We start from the raw sequence: 16,597 nt of genomic DNA on the forward strand, positions 1-16,597 counted from the left end.
ACGCGGAGGAGAGGTGCGCGGGAGCGGGACGGCACACACGCGCGGTACGCGGCGGGAGGCGGCGAACGGACGCGGACGGACGCGAACGGCGCGGACGGAACGGATCGTCAGCGCGTCGACGTGTCAACGCTTCGGTGTGTCCACGCTCGGGCGGGTCAACAACAGAAGGTGCGGCAGCTCATGGACACGATGCTCCTGGCCTGGTGCGATGCCTGTCAACATTCGGATTTTCTGAATTAAATAGGTCCCGGTGAAGAGACCGAAGAGACCGAAGAGACCGAGGAGACCAGGGACGCCGAGGAGACCGAAGAGGCCCGGAGCCTGCCCGGGGACGCGGCGAGCGGATCCCGGTAGAGCACGTCCAGAGCCACCGAGCCGCCCGCGACGGCCAGCACCGAGTCCGGGAAGCTCGTCGGCGCGACGGCCGCCGCCCGGTCGGGCCTGACCTCCTCGCGCAGCGCGGCGAGGCAGTCCTCCCGGTGGATGGCGCCCACCTCGGTGACGACGACCGTGTCCGGGTTGAGCACGTCGAGCAGCAACCCCACGGCCCGCCCGGTCATCCGGGAGCGGTGCAGCAGCAGCCGTACGGCGTCCGCGTCCCCGCCCGCCGCGGCGGCCAGCACATGCATGGGGTTCGCGCTGCGGATGACGCCCGCCTCCCGGGCCCGCCGGCACAGCGTCCGCTCGCTCAACTCCGCCTGCAGGCAGCCGGTCCGGCCGCAGTCGCAAGCCTCCGTACCGCCCGCGAGCGGCAGATGGGCGATCGACCCCGCCTGGGAACGGGGGCCGTGATGGACCTCGTCATGGGTGGCGAACGCGGCGTCCACGACGTTGCCCGCGAACAGGTGCAGCAGGCTCAGCCCCTCACGGGCCACCGCCCCGAACAGCCGCTCCCCGTTGACCAGCGCCCGCGCGTGACCGTCCACATGGACCGGCAGGCCGGTGTACGCGCCGATCACCTCCCGCACAGGGATGTCCCGCCAGCCGAGCAGCGGATGCTCCACGACGGTCCCGGAGTCCCGGTCCACCCAGCCGCCGGCCGCGAAGCCCACGGCGAGGGGGGTACGGCCCCGGGCGTCCGTCAGCAGGGCCCGCAGCCCGGCGGCGGCGTCCGCGAGCACTCGGGCCGGTTCGGCGGCGGCCCCGTCATGACTCAGCCGGCGCTCGGCGACGACCCGGCCGCGCAGGTCCAGCAGGGCGACCGTGGTGTACGGCACGGCCACGTGGACGCCGCCCACGACGAACCGGGAGGCGTCCAGGTCGACCGGTACGTGGGGGCGGCCCACGCCGTTCGACCGGCGCGGGCCCGGTGCCTCCCGGATCAGCCCGAGTGAGGTGAGACGGGCGCAGTGGTCGGTGACCGAGGCCGGGGAGAGGCCGGTCAGCCGGGCGACGGTGCTGCGGGCCACCGGGCCGTGGTCCAGGACCGACCGCAGGACCGCGCTGGCGCTGGTCCTGCGGCGGTCGCTGTCGACGGCGCCGGGGCGTGCGGGGCGTACAGGGCGTGGTGGTGCGAGGGAGGAACTGGGCATGGAGAACTTCCTCGGGGAGGGTCCGACACTGCGCCGACGTCTGACGTCTGTCTCGTCCAGGCGAGCGGGTGCCTCCGCGCTCGCCTCAGTGGTGGCGACAGGTGGCCGTGCCCTGGCGGCGCAGGTCGACGTATCGACGCGACGCGAAGTTCTCGGCTTGGGGGACCATGCGACGAGGGTAGGCGCTACGCCCCCGCCGGGCCAGGGCGTCACCGCCTCCGGGGCGGGCCCAAAAGATTGCGCACTTCCCCGCGCCCCTAGACACCTAGGGGCGCGGGGAACTGCGCAAAGGGGGGCGAGGGGGCGCAGCCCCCATGCAGTGACGGGAAGGGTAGGGGCGGCGGGGGCGAGGAAAACCCCCGCCGGATCACACCCCCTTCGTGACCAGCGTCACGCCCCCACGGGTGTACGGCGCACCCTTTGTCGAAGGTGCACCAACCCCCGCCGACCCCCTTGTCGACCACTGACGGAGATCGACGCGACCCCCCTGGGATAGCGTCACGAACGACCCCCGTCCTCACCCCCCGCCGGAGCCCCGATGACCACCGCCGTCGCCCAGACAACCCCGCGCCAGGTCCTCGCCGACCTCCTCCCCGCCTCCCGCGTCAGGGACATCGCACTCGTGGCCGGCGGCGCCGCACTCACCGGCCTCGCCGCCCAGCTCGCGGTCCCGGTCCCCGGCTCCCCGGTCCCGGTCACCGGCCAGACCTTCGCCGCGCTCCTCGTCGGCACGGCGCTCGGCGCGGGCCGCGGCCTCGCCTCGCTCGCCCTGTACGCGCTGCTCGGTCTCGCCGGTCTGCCGTGGTTCGCGGAGGGCTCCTCCGGCGCCACCGCCTCCTTCGGCTACATCCTCGGCATGCTGCTCGCCGCGACCGCCGTGGGCGCCCTGGCCCGCCGTGGCGCCGACCGCTCGGTGGTCCGGATGGCGGGCGCGATGCTGCTGGGTGAGGCGATCATCTACGCGATCGGTGTCCCGTACCTGGCCGTCGTCGCCGACCTGACGACCGCCCAGGCCGTGGCGGCGGGCCTGACCCCGTTCCTCATCGGTGACGCGCTCAAGGCCGCCCTGGCGATGGGCGTGCTCCCGGCCGTCTGGAAGCTCGTCAGGCGCGAGAGCTGACCGCCGCCACGCCGTAGTTCCTGCGGAAGAGGTTCGCCGGGTCGTACTGCGACTTCAGCCCGGCGAGCCTCTCGCGCGTCCGGGGGTCGTACAGCCCCCGCGCCCCAAGGGTGTCCGCCCCACCTGTCCCGCCCGCTCCGTACGCGAAGTTCAGCGCCCGCCCGATCGTCCACGGCTCCACCGTCGCGAGGGCCCGGTGCAGCAGTTCCCGGGCCGGGCCGTCGACGCCCCCGAGGACCCGTACGAGGAAGCGGCCCTCGCGATGGGGTACGGCGTTCGGCCGCGGCCGGGCCAGCGCGCCGCCCAGGTGGTTGACCTGGACGACGTACATCGAGGGCGCGTCCGGGCCGGTCAGGGCGAGGAGTTCACCCATGGCGTCCACGACGTGCACGGCGTCCATCGGGTCCACGGCGTCCGGGTCCAGCGTGCCGAGCACCGCGCTGTCCCCGTAGTACGCGTGCGGGAAGTCCGGGTCGGAGTGGATCGTGCTGCTCTCCGCGTACGGCATCTCGCGCAGCGAGTCGGCGAGCACCGGGCCGATCCCGCGCAGCGGGGCGACGAGCCGCTCGCCGTCGGCGGCGGTGCCGGTGTACGCGACGCGCACGGAGACCACGTACCGCCCGCGCAGCTGCGGCGGCAGCGCGGGCACGTCCGGGTAGGGTACGGCCGCGAACGACGAGGTCAGCGCGTCCGGGACGGTCTCCGTCCAGCGTTCGTACGCACGCAGCGCGGCCACCGGGTCCACCGCGCGGCCGTCGAAGGCGAGCGCCCCGCCGTACAGCCGGGACACCGGTGCGAGGCCGATCTCCAGCTCCGTCACCACCCCGAGGTTCGCCCCGCCGCCGAGCAGCCCCCAGAAGAGCCCGCCGTCGTCGGAGGGTTCAGAGCTTTCGGCGGTCACGTGCCGGAGGCGTCCGTCCGCCGTGACGACGTCCAGGGAGCGGACGTGGTCGGCCGCGTACCCGAACTCCCTTGCCAGGAGGCCGAGTCCGCCGCCCAGCGTGTACGCGACGGCGCCGACGCCGGGCGCGGAGCCGTTCAGCGGCGCGAGGCCGTACGGTCCGGCCGCCTCGACCACCTGCCGCCAGGTGACTCCCGCCTGCACCCGGACCGTGCGCGCCCGCGCGTCGACCGTCACCGCGTCCATCCGGCGTGTGGTGATCAGCACCCCGCCCTCGGCGTCGCCGGGCAGCCCGTGCCCGGTGGCCTGGACCCCCACAGGCAGCCCCTCCGCCGCCGCGTACGTCACCGCGGCGGCCACGTCCTCGGCGGACCGGGCGGCGAACACGGCGTCGGGCCGCTGGGCGAACCCGGTCTGGAAACCGCCCACTTCGTCCTCGTACCCGGGGTCACCGGGCACGAGGACGGTACGGCCGGGGCTGATGAAGTCCTGCAGACTCACGGGGACGTCCTTCGCGGTCGAAGCGCGCTCGAAAGCGCTGCCGGTTCGCTGACGGACGTCATGCTGACGGCATTACCTGACACCCACCGTCAGCATTTCCCGCGCCCCCGCGCCCCCGCGCCCCCGCGCCTCCGCGACCCCGCGACTGCGTCAGGCCTCGCGACTACGTCAGGCCGCGCTCCGCCCGTCGCGCCGCTGTGTCCACCACAGGCCCGCCACTCCCGCGGAGATGAGCGCGGCGCCCGCCGCGCCGAGCGGCAGCATCTGCTCGGCCGGACCGGTCCTCGGCAGTTCCTGACCACCGGACTTGTCGCCCGACGTGTCGCCCGAGGAGCCACCGGCCTCGTCGCCACCCGGGGTGACGGGGCTGTTGTCGGTGCCGAGCAGCAGAGGCGTCGCGGGCGCGTTCGGCGAGGGGTTGTTGGCGCCGAACGGGACCGGGCCCTGCTGCCAGAACGTCTTCGTGCCGTCGGCGTCCTGGACGGGCAGGCAGATCTTGCCCTCCTTCTTCAGATCGAACGTCGCGTCCACGGCGTACGACTTCGACTTGCCGGCGGCCAGGCTGTCGATGGCGCAGGCGAAACCGCTGTTCGATCCCTCGGGGAGATCTTTCTCGGCGATTTCCGAACATCCCTTGACGCTCTTGACCGAGAGGCCGTCAAAACCGACCACGAGCAGTCGAACGGCACCGCTCTCCTTTGTCCCTCCATTCTTCACCGTGGCAGTGATCGCCGTCTCCTGCGAACCGTTGTCGACGCTGATCTTCTCGGGCAGCGAGGTCGTCAGCTTGACACCCGCGGGCGCTTCGTCAACGGCCTTTCCCCCTTTGTCGCTCATCGGTCCCGGATCGTCCGCCCCGGCGGAGAAGGAAAAGATCATCACCGCCGAGAAAGATGCGGTGAGCAGCGATCCCGTGGCGATCGTCCTTCGACGAGAACTCATGTTCGTCCCCCTTGTAACCCCGTGACTGCGCCTGAATTCGCAGTACTTGAAGAGGTACCACAAGATTTCTCCGCACTATGCTGGTGCGGCACAAAGTTGTGGCCATTGTGCTTCTTTGCGGTTCTTCTGTGGCAGGTGTTGAAGGGGGGAACGGGGGTGCCGGAAATAACGAGGGGCGGTATTCCGGGATTGCTGGTAACAGGTCGATACCGGTTGGCCGAGAGTATTGGACAAGGAGGAATGGGACGCGTGTGGCGGGCCGTCGACGAAACGCTCGACCGGCAGGTCGCCGTCAAGGAGATGCGCATAGACGGCATGGACCAGGAGGACGCCAGGACCCGCCGCGAACGGACCCTGCGTGAGGCCAGGGCCACCGCCCGGATCGACCATCCCAATGTGGTGCGCGTGTACGACGTCGTGGACGAGGGCGAGCGCCTGTGGATCGTGATGGAGCTGGTCGACGGCCGCTCCCTCGAACGGGTCGTGGCGGAGGACGGGCCGCTGAGCCCGCGCGCCACGGCCCGGATCGGCCTCGAACTGGTGGCGGCGCTCGACCAGGTGCACGCGGGCGGTGTCCTGCACCGGGACATCAAACCGGGCAACGTCCTGATCGAACGGCGGGCGGGCCGGGTCGTCCTCACCGACTTCGGCATCGCCGCCATCCAGAACGCGGAAGCCCTCACGATGGCCGGCATGCTGGTCGGTTCCCCCGACTACATGGCGCCCGAGCGCGTCTCCGGGCGCCCGCAGGGCCCGCCGTCCGACCTGTGGTCCCTGGGCGCCACGCTCTGCGCGGCCCTGGGCGGCCGCTCCCCGTTCTCCCGCGCGACGACCCTCGCGACCCTGCACGCGGTGCTGTACGAGGAGCCCGAGATCCCCTCCGCGGCGGGGGAGGGGGAGTTGCGGGACGTGCTCACGGCCCTGCTCCGCAAGGACCCCGCGGACCGCCCCGAGCTGGAGGAGCTGGCCGCACTTCTCGGCCCGGCCGCGGACGGCACGACGGGGACGGCGGCACTGACGGTGACGGTGGCGGTCCCCGGCGCCGGGGAGGCAGCCCCGGAGCCCACCCCGGCCGCGCCCCAGGAGCCGCCACCGGACCCCGGGTCGGAACCCCTCCAACAGCCGCAGCCGCAGCCGGTGCCCGAGCCGCAACCTCAACCCCAAGAAGAGTTGCAGCCGGAGCCGGAGCCGGAGCCGGAGCCGGAGCCGGAGGCCGGGCAACCAGCGGCCACCGGCCCTGCGGCGGAGGCCCCCGAGCCCGCACGGGTCGAGCCCCCACCGGCCGAGCGCCCGACCCCCTTGTACGTACGCATCCCGCCCCCGGAGCCGGTGGAGGACGCCGTACCCGCCGGGCACACGCCGACTCCGGAGGCACCCACCCCCGAACCACCCCCCGACGTGGAGAACACGTCCTCGGAAGCCCCTCCCGAGGGCACCCCCGAGCTGCCGTCCGAGGGAGCGACACCCGGGCAGGCGTTCCGCGCGCCCGGCGTCCGGCTTGAGCGGCAGGAGTCGCCGACGCCGACGCCGACGCCGCATGCGGAGCCGCAGCCGCAGCCGTGGGTGTCGGAGCCGTCGGAACCCCTGGAACCCCCGGAGCCGGACGGGAACGCCGAGCTGCCCACGAGGCCCCGCGCCGCCCCGACCCCGTCCGCACCACCGCGCACCGGTGACCGGACCCGCGGCCTCCGCGGCCGGAAGGGCCTGATCGCCGCCGCAGCCGTGGTCGTCGCCGGAGCACTGGCCGCCCTGCTCATCCCGATGCTCGGCGGCTCACCCGACGGCAAGGACAAGGCGTCCCCCTCCTCGTCGTCGTCCCCCACGGTCGCGGGCACCGCCCGCCCGCCGAGCCTCCCGGCGGGCTCCCGCACGGAAGCGGGCATGTACGCCTGGGTGCCGCCCGACGGCTGGGACCGGGTCGTGCAGAGCGGCGCCGAGGTCCACTACACGTCACCGGACCGCAAGCAGGAGATCCTCGCCAACGCCTCCCCGGCCCGCGGCGATCTCATGGACCAGTGGGAGAAGACGGAGGAGACCACGAGCAAGGGCCTCGACTACCAGCGGATCCGGCTGGAGGAGACCACGTTCCGGGGGGCGCCCGCCGTCGTCTGGGAGTACACGGTCACGGCCAAGGGACTGCCCTGGCACGCCCGGCTGCTGGGCTTCGACGTCGACGGGAAGTCGTACGAGCTCACCACCTGGTACCACCCGGACGTGGAGGAACGGGCCCTGAGCGTCTACGAGAACATCAAGAAGAGCTTCACGCCCCTGTGACAGCACCCCGGCGCATCCCGCACACGACGAAGCCTCCGCGGCGGGGGACCACGGAGGCGTCGTACGAGACAGCGGTTGTCGCGCGAGCAGGGCAGCCGCTAGACCTGCCCGGCGTCGGACGACTCCCGCGAGCGGGAGTCCTTCCCGCGCCGCAGCTTCTCCATCACCAGCGAGATGCCCACGACCACGGCGGCCACCAGCAGGGACAGCAGGACGGTCTGGCGGCCGTCGTGCTCGGTGTCGGTGAGCATGTAGCCGAGGACGAAGACGATCAGCGCGATCGTCGCCCACGTCAGATACGGGTACAGCCACATCCGTACGACCAGCTTCTCCGGCGTCTCGCGCTCGATGATCTTCCGCATGCGCAGCTGCGAGAGGCAGATGACGAGCCAGACGAACAGGGCGACCGCGCCGGAGGAGTTGACGAGGAAGAGGAAGACCGAGTCGGGGAACTCGTAGTTGAAGAACACGGCGACGAAGCCGAAGGCGACCGAAGCGAGGATCGCCGGCATCGGGACGCCACGGGCCGTGGTGCGGGCGAAGGCCTTGGGCGCGTCACCGCGCCGGCCGAGCGAGAACGCCATGCGGGAGGCCGTGTAGAGGCCGGAGTTGAGACAGGACAGGACGGACGTCAGCACGATGAACTTCATGATCTCGCCGGCGTTGGCGATACCGAGGGAGTTCAGGGCGGCGACGTACGAACCGTCCTTCTGGATGGACTCGGAGTCCCACGGCAGCAGCGTGACGACGACGAAGATCGAGCCGAGGTAGAAGACGCCGATCCGCCAGATGACGCTGTTGGTGGACTTGGTGACGGCGCGCTGCGGGTTCTCGGACTCGCCGGCCGCGAGGGTGGCGATCTCGCTGCCCATGAAGGAGAAGACGACGAGCAGGATGCCGGTGAGGATCGAGCCGGGTCCGTGCGGCAGGAAGCCGCCGTGCTCCGTGAGGTTCCCGAGCCCGGCGCTGTCGGTGTCGGCACCCGGCAGTACGCCGAAGACCGCGAGTCCGCCGATGACGATGAAGGCGCCGATGGCGACGACCTTGATCCCGGCGAACCAGAACTCGAACTCGCCGTACGAGCCGACGGAGCCGAGGTTCGTCGCGGTCAGCACGAGCATGACGATGAGCGCCCAGCCCCACTGCGGTACGGCCGGGACCCAGCTCTCCAGGATCACCGCGCCCGCGGTGGCCTCGATCGCGAGCACGACGACCCAGAAGAACCAGTAGAGCCAGCCGATCGAGAAGCCCGCCCAGCGGCCGAGCGCCCGGTCGGCGTGCGCGGAGAACGAGCCCGAGGTCGGATTCGCGGCGGACATCTCGCCGAGCATCCGCATCACGAGGACGACCATGGTCCCGACGAGGGCGTACGAGAGCAGGATGCCGGGGCCCGCGGTGGCGATACCGGAGCTGGAACCGACGAAGAGGCCGGCGCCGATGACCCCGCCGATCGCGATCATCGACAGATGCCGGTTCTTGAGCCCGGCCTGGAGTCCGCCGTCGGGTTCTGCGGGGCCTCCTGGACCCTCGGGGCCGTTACCGGCCTTAGACAGAGTCGGCTGCGAGGTCATGGGGGGAATTCCTTTGCGCCGGGGACTGTGGGGAGTCTGGGGAGTGAGGGGGTGGGGCTCGGCGAGCCGGTCCAGTGAATCCCAGGTGAATAGATTCGTGAACCTTTGAATCCAGATCGTTACTTGAGGTTTCTCTGAGGTTCTATAGTGTTGCCCGCGCTTTTCCGACACTCGCCCCGGAGCGTTTCCTGCGCCTGCCCCGACGGGGCCGATATGAAACAGCCGTGTCACACTCGGACCATGCGCGTGTACCTCGGCTCCGACCATGCCGGTTTCGAACTCAAGAACCACCTCGTCGAGTGGCTCAAGTCCGCCGGGCACGAGCCCGTCGACTGCGGGCCCCTCATCTATGACGCCCAGGACGACTACCCGCCGTTCTGCCTGCGTGCCGCCGAGCGTGCCGCGGCCGACCCCGAGGGTCTGGGCATCGTGATCGGCGGGTCCGGGAACGGTGAGCAGATCGCCGCGAACAAGGTCGCGGGGGTGCGGGCGGCTCTCGCGTGGAGCGCCGAGACCGCGGCGCTCGGGCGGCAGCACAACGACGCCAACGTCGTCGCCGTCGGGGCGCGGATGCACTCCGAGGAGGAGGCGACGAAGTTCGTCGAGACCTTCCTGAACACGCCGTTCTCGGGCGATGAGCGGCACATCCGCCGGATCGACATGCTGTCGGCGTACGAGTCGACCGGGGACCTCCCCGCGATCCCGGCCCACCACCCGCAGGGCTAGGCCCCGCCCGTCACCGCATGGGGGCTGCGCCCCCTCGCCCCCTTTGCGCAGTTCCCCGCGCCCCTAGGTACCTAGGGGCGCGGGGAACTGCGCGATCAGCCCCCACCGAACCCGCAGGTATCTGGGGGCGCGGGGAACTGCGCGACAGGCCCCCACCGAACCCGCAGACGAACGCAGGGGGCTTGGGGGCGCAGCCCCCAGTTTCGGAACCCGTTAGGAGGACCCGTGCCGGAGGGGCACACCATCCACCGGCTGGCCGAGGACTACCTCGGCGGATTCGGCGGCCGCAAGACCCACGTGACCAGCCCCCAGGGCAAGTTCACGGACGCCGCAGCCCTCCTGGACGGCACGGCCCTCACCACGGCCGAGGCTCACGGAAAGCACCTCTTCCTCCGCTTCGAGACGGACGACTGGATCCACATCCACCTCGGCCTCTTCGGCAAGGTGAACTTCGGCGGAGCCCCCGCGCTCCCGCCCACCGACACGGTCCGTCTGAGGCTCCGGAACGACACCGCGTACGTGGACCTCCGCGGCCCCACCACCTGCACGCTCATCACGGACACGGAGAAGCAGGCGGTGCACGACCGCCTGGGCCCCGACCCGCTGCGTGAGGACGCCGAGCCGGAACGGGCGTACGAGCGTGTCTCCCGCAGCCGTACGACGATCGCCGCCCTGCTCATGGACCAGAAGGTCATCGCGGGCGTCGGGAACGTCTACCGCGCGGAGGTCCTCTTCCGGCACGGCATCGACCCGTACCGGCCGGGCCGGGACATCACGCGCGCGGAGTGGGACGCGATGTGGGCGGACCTGGTGGCGCTGATGCGCGAGGGGGTCCGCAACAACCGGATCGACACCGTCCGGCCGGAGCACGAGCCGGAGGCGATGGGCCGCCCGCCGCGCAAGGACGATCACGGCGGCGAGGTCTACGTCTACCGCAGGGCGACCATGCCCTGCCTCATCTGTGGCGGCGAGATCCGCACCGCCGGTCTCGCCGCCCGCAACCTCTTCTGGTGCCCGGTCTGTCAGAAGAGCTGAAGAACTGACAGACCGGGCACCGGGTCAGCTCAGCCGAACGGGTCGAGCGAGATGGTCGCGTCCTTCGGGTCGCCGTCGTGCACCAGCGACTCGTGGTTGCCGACGTCGTCGAACGCGAAGGCGTACGCCTGCCCGTTCTGCATCTGGTCGTGCACCAGCCGGGCGTAGTGGTTGCTGACGCCGTCCTGGTAGAAGCCGGACGCGTCGGCGTCGGGCTGCTCGGAGTTGGTGAGCAGCGTCGAGCGGTTGTACGCGGCGCACAGGGTCCGTGAAATGGGGCCGCGCACCTGGTCGTTGGGGGCGTCCAGCTTGTTGTAGCAGCCGAACACGGAGTCGGAGTCGGGCTTCTGGAAGGACGTCACGACGGCGCCCGTGCCGTCGGTGAAGTCCATGGTGTCGCCGTTGACCTTGCCGAAGTACTTCGTGTCGGGCCGGTCCTTGAACGGCGTCACCGTGAGCGTGTCGCCGGCGTACTTCGTCCAGACCCGGTCGATGTAGTCGTCCAGGACGCCGGCCGGGATGGCGCCCGAGCCGATGGCGTGGCCGGGGGCGAGCACCCGCAGCGGGGTGCCGTCACCGCGGGTCTCGACCAGTTTCTCCCAGCCGCCGCCCTGTTCCTTGAGCCCGTTCACGACGGCCTGGTAGCCGCCCGCCTTGAGCTTGCCGGTCTCCTTGGTGGAGCCGTCACCGGCGGTGAGGCCCACCGAGTAGGGCGCGGAGAACATGTCGACCTGGGTGGAGTTGAGCCACAGACCGGAGTCGTTGAGCGTGTACTCGGTCCAGTTGAACAGGATGTCGTGGTTGGGGTCGGAGGCGTTCTGCACGGCGGGCTGCACGAGTCCGCCGTCGGCGAGCCGGAAGTCCAGCTTCTCGCCGTACGAGAAGTAGACCCGGCCGGAGAACTTCGGGAGCTGGACGGTCTTGGACGCGCCGTCGGCGGGGCCGGCGAACGAGGCGTCCGGCGCCGGGACGGGCGGGGCGCCGCCGGCCGGCCAGGCGTGGAAGACGCCGGACTCGTCGGCGTACCCCTGCTTGCCCGAGGCGAGTTCGGTGCCGATGACGTACACGTACACCTGCTCGCCGCTGCCCGAGGTGTTCTTCAGGGTGAGCGGGATGGTGTCCGGGACGGCCGAGGCGCGGTCGGCGGGGCCTACGACGACGGCGACGGCGCCGAGCGCGGCCGCGACGGCCAGGGAAGCCGTCAGCTTGCGGGGGGAGAACAGGTGCATGAGGTCCTCGTCGGTGGGGGATTGACACAGGTTCTGAGGGCGGGCGGGCGCCGCTCGGTCCGGGTGGGGCCGGAGCCGAGCGGCGGTGTGCTCGGGCCCGGGATCAGCAGCTGAGGTTGCCGCCGGGCTCGACACCGAGCAGCTGGGTGAAGCGCTGGTAGTTGTCGATACGGCTCTGGACCTGGCCCGGGTTGCCCCCGTTGCACTCCAGGCTGCCGTTGATGGAGCGGATGGTCTCGCCGAACCCGGCGCTGTTGACCATGGCGTCGTGCGGCGTCATCGTGCCCGGACCGGTCTGCGTGTTCCAGTACCAGAGGCCGGTCTTCCAGGCGACGGCCGCGTCGTTCTGCACGAGGTCGGGGTTGTTGAGCAGGTCGATGCCGAGCGCGTCGCCCGCGGCCTTGTAGTTGAAGTTCCAGCTGAGCTGGACGGGCCCGCGGCCGTAGTACTTGTCGTTGCCGGCCGGGCAGCCGTAGGGCTGGCTCGTGTCGCAGTAGTGCGGGTAGTTGGCGGTGTTCTGCTCCACCACGTACTGCAGGCCGCCGGTCTCGTGGCTGACGTTGGCGAGGAAGGCCGCGGCCTCCTGCTTCTTGACCGTGTCGCTGCCCGTGTTGCTGAAGCCGGGGTAGGCGTCGAGCGCGGCGGTCAGACCGCTGTACGTGTAGAACGAGTTCCGGCCCGGGAACATGTCGTTGAACTGGGCCTCGCTGACGACGAACGCGGCGGCGGAGGTGTCCGCGCCGGCCTTCTGGGCGGAGGCCGTCGGGGCGAGCGTGAGCGTGCAGAGGGTGGCGGCCACGCCGGTGGCGGTCAGCAGTCCGAGTATGCGTCGGTGCACGGTGTCGACTCCTGGGGATGGGGTGTGGGGGGACGGCGCGCAGGGGGCGGGCGGAAGAAGGTGGGGGACTTCCGCCAGGCGTGTGCGCCGGGTGAGGCGGTGCGTGCGCGGGGTGGGGTGGTGCGGGCTCCGGGCGGGGCGGTGCGGGCCGGTCCCCGACGGACCGGCCCCGCCCCGGCTGTCAGCCGCCGACGTTGACGTCGATGCAGGCGTAGAAGGCGTTGTCCGTGTCCGCCACGTTCCAGACGGCCAGGACCTTCTGCTGTCCGCTGAGGCCACCGAAGTCGACCTGGTGGTTCACCACGGCGCCCGGCTGCGCGCCGCCGTCGTCGAACACGGCGATCCGCTGGCCGCCGGCGTAGTACTCCCAGGTGCTGGTCGAGTGCCGCGCGCTGAGCTTCCAGGAGAACGTCGTGTTCTTCTGCACCGGCGTGACGGTCCAGCCCCTGCTGTCGTCGTCCAGTTCGGAGAAGCGGCTGTTGCCGCCGCTGCAGCTGGTCAGGCCCTTGGGGCCCTCGACGCTCTGCGGCTCGTACGTGATGTCTCCGCAGGACACCGTGCCCGCGGCGCACTGCGCCTGGCGGCTGGGCGGGTCGGAGATGTAGCCGTGGGCGCTCGCCGACCCGGCGGGGAGGCTCATGGCGACGACGGGGGCGAGTACGGCGCCTATGAGGGCAGCCGTCTTCCTGCTGGCGTGCATGGGGACTCCTTCACATCAGGCCTTCCCTGGCACGCACGGCTGTGTGGGGGACCGTACGCGACGGGACCGGCCTCTCGTGGGTGGGGCCAAGAGGCGCGAAGGTGACGCGCTCCGGCCGGTCCGTCCAGGGCGGATTGCTCCCGCGAAGGGCCAACTCACCGAACGGAACGGCGCGTTCTGTTGGCCTAGACCATACAAGTGGCTCGTCGCGACGTGTCAAGGGCATGACGGAGCCCCGCCCGGGGGTGGCCGCCCGCCCGCACCCCGGAACGACGGCACCCCCGCGGCGGCGTGGCGCGGGGGTGCGGTGGGGCTACAGGGGAAAGGTTTCCGCAGGTGGCGAAGGAGAAGCGCCGACCGTCACGAGGCGGCGAGCGCAGGGCCGTCCATGGCGGCCCGGGGCGGCGCGGGGACCGCCGAAAAATTCCCGCGACCGCCGACCCGCCCCGACCCGCCCCGATCCGGCCCGCATACGTCGGGCCCGACCGGGTAGGCGGAGCGGCACCGGACCGTACGCGGCCGATCTCCGCCTGTTCCCACCGGAGGTTCACGACGGCACAGCGAAGCGATTCAGAAACCGTGCGGCAGCCAGGGCGCCACGACGGAGGCGAAGCCGAGCGAGGCCTCCGCGAGAGCGCCCCGGCGCAGTTCCCGTACGCGTCCCGCCGCGGCCAGCGAGGCGAGGGACACCCCGCCGAGGTAGGCCGCACCCAAGTCCCTTACGGACACGGCGAGATCGGCCGTGTCGGTGGTCCGTGCGCAGGACGCGCCCTTCGCGTCGCCGGAGAGCCGCCAACGCCCCTCGTTCCAGGCGCAGAAGGAGTCCTCGACCTCGAACACCACGTCCACCGGCGCCTGGTACGTCCGCGCCTCCAGCGCCGCGCCGACCTCGACGAGCCGCACATGGAGCGAGTCACGGGGCGCGAGGTCGCACCGGCGGCTGTCGGAGACGAGGTGCTGCCAGGCGTCGTCCAGAGGCCTGTTCCACACCTTCACCTTCGACGTCAGGTCGATGTCGAAGAGGTGCCGCCACAGCGCCGCGTACGCGGCCGGGTCCAGCGCCTCCAGATCGCGCAGCTCGATCGTGCCCTTGGGCCCGGCCGCGTCCCAGTCCGGCTTGTTGAAGTAGCGCGCGTAGCCCACGACTTCGTCGCCCCGCTGTGCCAGCACGCACTGCAGTGGCGACGAGCCCTTGCGGTCGCTCTCCGGGTCGAGCAGCGGCAGCCGCTCCCAGCCGGGCCGCCGCGCCAGCATCCCGGGCCGCACGGCCACGTGCTGCGCGTACACCGCCTCGCAGGCCTCGGGCACACCCTCGGCGTCCGGCTTCACGAGCCGCAGCCGTACGTCGTCCGTGCCGTCCGGCACCGACAAGCGCACCCGGTCCGTGTCGATCTCGGCACGCAGTTGCTGGGTCGCGATGCCGTAGCCGAAGCGGCCGTAGATGGCCGGTTCCGACGCCGTCAGGGCGGCGAGGGGCTCACCCCAGGACCGTACGTCGTCCAGCTGGCGCCGCATCATCGAGGTGAGCACCCCGCGCCTGCGGTGCGTCGAGGCGACGCTCACCATCGTGACGCCGGCCGTCGGTACGGACGCGCCGCCCGGCACCGTGAGCCGGAAGGTGAAGGCACCGGCCGTGCCCACGCACTCGTCACCGTCCCAGACGCCGAGGGAGCGGTCGTGCTCCGTGAGATCGCTCCACAGAGCGCGCTCCTCGGCCGATTCCGCGACCCCGCCGAACGCGAGCTCCAGTTTCCCGTACCACGCGTCCCAGTCGGCGGGCGTCAGCGCGCGCAAGTCTGTCGTCATGTCCCCATGCCTACCAGGGCAATCCGGGATGAGCGACCGGATTTCTCCCGGGCGGGCGGTGCCGGGTCCCCATCCGGCCGTACGCTCTGCGGTGACCGGGCTTCCCTGTGACTTCCGTCCCCGGACGGGGGACAAGTGGGACCTCCCGTGCCAAGCACCTGGTCCGATGGATAGGGTCCCGAACTAATGGCAGCAGGACGAGAGCGGCGCGCAGAAGCCGATACGTTCACGGCCCGGTTGAAGAAGCAGGTACACCGGGTCCGCACAGGGCTGCGCAGATCCGCCGTCGACTACTTCCGCGGTGACGGTTCGGACTGGGTCGCGCTCGCCGGCCTCCTGCTGACCATTCCCGTGATCGCCTGCGTCACACTCGTGAACTCCGTCTGGTGCTCCCCGGCGATGCTCGTCCTGCCGATCGTCGCGGGCGGCCTGCTCCTGCGCCCCTCCAGCCTCCTCAGCCTGTACGCCGCTGCCGCCACCGCGCTCATCGTCGAGTCCGTGAAACTCGGCCCGTACACCGAAGGCCCTTCCCGGGTCACACCGGGCATCGTGCTGGTGGTCGCCGCCTGCGGCTTCTTCGGCCTGCTCATCGCCCAGTTCCGCAGCCGGGTCGGGGTGCCGTGGCGGCGCGGCGGCACGATGCTGTTCGACCTGCGCGAACGGATCCGGGTGCAGAGCAAACTGCCCAAGCTGCCGATGGGCTGGCACCGGGAGATGGCGCTGCGGCCGGCCGGCGGCCAGTCGTTCTCCGGCGACTTCGTCGTCGCGGCCCGCACCAACGGCGGGCGCACCCTGGAGGTCGTCCTCACCGACGTCTCCGGCAAGGGCATGGACGCCGGGTCGCGTGCGCTGCTCCTGTCCGGTGCGTTCGGCGGCCTGCTGGGGTCCCTGCCGCCGCACGCCTTCCTGCCCGCGGCGAACGGCTACCTCCTCCGCCAGGACTGGGACGAGGGCTTCGCCACCTCCATCCACCTGGTCCTCGACCTGGACTCGGGCGACTACGAACTCTTCTCCGCGGGACACCCGCCGGGCCTGCAGCTCAGCGCGGGCAACGGCCGCTGGGAGGAGAAGGTCGCGGAAGGCCCGCTGCTCGGGGTGTACGGCGGAGCGCAGTTCGACTCCGTCAAAGGCTCTCTGCGCCCCGGCGACGTCCTCATGCTGTTCACGGACGGCCTGGTGGAGACGTCCGAACGGGACATCGTCGAGGGCATCGACCGCCTCACCGGGGAAGCCGACCGGTATGTGGCGGGCGGCTTCCACGGGGCGGCCTGGCATCTGATCGAAGCGGTGGCGAAGGACGTGAACGACGACCGGGCGCTGCTGCTGATCTGCCGAGAGGGCGCGACGACGGGCCCGGCAACACTCTGAGCGTTCTCGCCTGCCGCTCGGCGAGGGCGGACCCAAACGATTGCGCAGTTCCCC

13 protein-coding genes are annotated in these 16,597 nt (G+C 71.5%); 5 read left to right on the forward strand and 8 right to left on the reverse strand.

What is annotated here, in order from left to right; genetic code table 11:
* Window positions 1-236: 236 nt before the first annotated feature.
* Entirely contained in the window at window positions 237-1,532 is a 1,296-nt protein-coding gene (locus C6Y14_RS10435) for an ROK family transcriptional regulator (RefSeq protein WP_107016256.1), read from the reverse strand.
* A 538-nt stretch (window positions 1,533-2,070) separates the two neighbouring features.
* On the opposite strand from C6Y14_RS10435, the gene C6Y14_RS10440 reads away from it, so the two are divergent.
* Window positions 2,071-2,652: a biotin transporter BioY gene (locus tag C6Y14_RS10440; RefSeq protein WP_107016257.1), complete on the forward strand. Its 582-nt coding sequence runs from the start codon at window positions 2,071-2,073 to the stop codon at window positions 2,650-2,652.
* Here C6Y14_RS10440 and C6Y14_RS10445 read toward each other — a convergent pair.
* Entirely contained in the window at window positions 2,636-4,048 is a 1,413-nt protein-coding gene (locus tag C6Y14_RS10445) for an FAD-binding oxidoreductase (protein WP_225891013.1), read from the reverse strand. The two genes, C6Y14_RS10440 and C6Y14_RS10445, sit on opposite strands and share 17 nt — an antisense overlap.
* A gap of 174 nt (window positions 4,049-4,222) precedes the next feature.
* A complete protein-coding gene (locus C6Y14_RS10450; protein WP_107016258.1) occupies window positions 4,223-4,996 on the reverse strand; it encodes an LPXTG cell wall anchor domain-containing protein in 774 nt (257 codons plus the stop codon).
* A 240-nt stretch (window positions 4,997-5,236) separates the two neighbouring features.
* On the opposite strand from C6Y14_RS10450, the gene C6Y14_RS10455 reads away from it, so the two are divergent.
* On the forward strand, window positions 5,237-7,270 hold the full coding sequence (locus tag C6Y14_RS10455; protein WP_263973052.1) for a serine/threonine-protein kinase: 2,034 nt from the start codon (window positions 5,237-5,239) through the stop codon (window positions 7,268-7,270).
* 98 nt (window positions 7,271-7,368) lie between these two features.
* Here C6Y14_RS10455 and C6Y14_RS10460 read toward each other — a convergent pair whose 3' ends face one another.
* The gene (locus tag C6Y14_RS10460) at window positions 7,369-8,841 is read right to left on the reverse strand and encodes an amino acid permease (RefSeq protein ID WP_107016259.1); all 1,473 of its coding nucleotides are present in this window, start codon (window positions 8,839-8,841) and stop codon (window positions 7,369-7,371) included.
* 240 nt (window positions 8,842-9,081) lie between these two features.
* On the opposite strand from C6Y14_RS10460, the gene C6Y14_RS10465 reads away from it, so the two are divergent.
* Together C6Y14_RS10465 and C6Y14_RS10470 are read left to right on the forward strand one after the other, a co-directional pair.
* Window positions 9,082-9,567 carry a ribose-5-phosphate isomerase gene (locus C6Y14_RS10465; protein WP_107016260.1) on the forward strand — a complete coding sequence of 162 codons (486 nt, stop codon included), beginning with the start codon at window positions 9,082-9,084 and terminating at the stop codon, window positions 9,565-9,567.
* 225 nt (window positions 9,568-9,792) lie between these two features.
* Window positions 9,793-10,602: an Fpg/Nei family DNA glycosylase gene (locus tag C6Y14_RS10470; RefSeq protein ID WP_107016261.1), complete on the forward strand. Its 810-nt coding sequence runs from the start codon at window positions 9,793-9,795 to the stop codon at window positions 10,600-10,602.
* A 29-nt stretch (window positions 10,603-10,631) separates the two neighbouring features.
* Here the strand turns inward: C6Y14_RS10470 and C6Y14_RS10475 are convergent, their stop codons facing one another.
* The 4 genes from C6Y14_RS10475 to C6Y14_RS10490 form a co-directional block, all read right to left on the reverse strand.
* Window positions 10,632-11,831, reverse strand: a complete 1,200-nt coding sequence (locus tag C6Y14_RS10475) for a glycoside hydrolase family 64 protein (RefSeq protein WP_199854691.1) — start codon at window positions 11,829-11,831, stop codon at window positions 10,632-10,634.
* Window positions 11,832-11,934: 103 nt separating this feature from the next.
* Entirely contained in the window at window positions 11,935-12,669 is a 735-nt protein-coding gene (locus C6Y14_RS10480; protein ID WP_107016262.1) for a chitinase, read from the reverse strand.
* A gap of 181 nt (window positions 12,670-12,850) precedes the next feature.
* The gene (locus C6Y14_RS10485) at window positions 12,851-13,369 is read right to left on the reverse strand and encodes a lytic polysaccharide monooxygenase auxiliary activity family 9 protein (RefSeq protein WP_107016263.1); all 519 of its coding nucleotides are present in this window, start codon (window positions 13,367-13,369) and stop codon (window positions 12,851-12,853) included.
* Window positions 13,370-13,939: 570 nt separating this feature from the next.
* Window positions 13,940-15,175 (reverse strand): GNAT family N-acetyltransferase, encoded by a 1,236-nt coding sequence (locus C6Y14_RS10490; RefSeq protein ID WP_107016264.1) that lies wholly within the window; start codon window positions 15,173-15,175, stop codon window positions 13,940-13,942.
* 186 nt (window positions 15,176-15,361) lie between these two features.
* Here C6Y14_RS10490 and C6Y14_RS10495 point away from each other — a divergent pair, with 186 nt between their 5' ends.
* On the forward strand, window positions 15,362-16,543 hold the full coding sequence (locus C6Y14_RS10495) for a PP2C family protein-serine/threonine phosphatase (protein ID WP_107016265.1): 1,182 nt from the start codon (window positions 15,362-15,364) through the stop codon (window positions 16,541-16,543).
* Window positions 16,544-16,597 lie beyond the last annotated feature (54 nt).

The sequence above is a fragment of the Streptomyces dioscori genome (assembly GCF_003024195.1).
Taxonomy (GTDB): domain Bacteria; phylum Actinomycetota; class Actinomycetes; order Streptomycetales; family Streptomycetaceae; genus Streptomyces; species Streptomyces dioscori.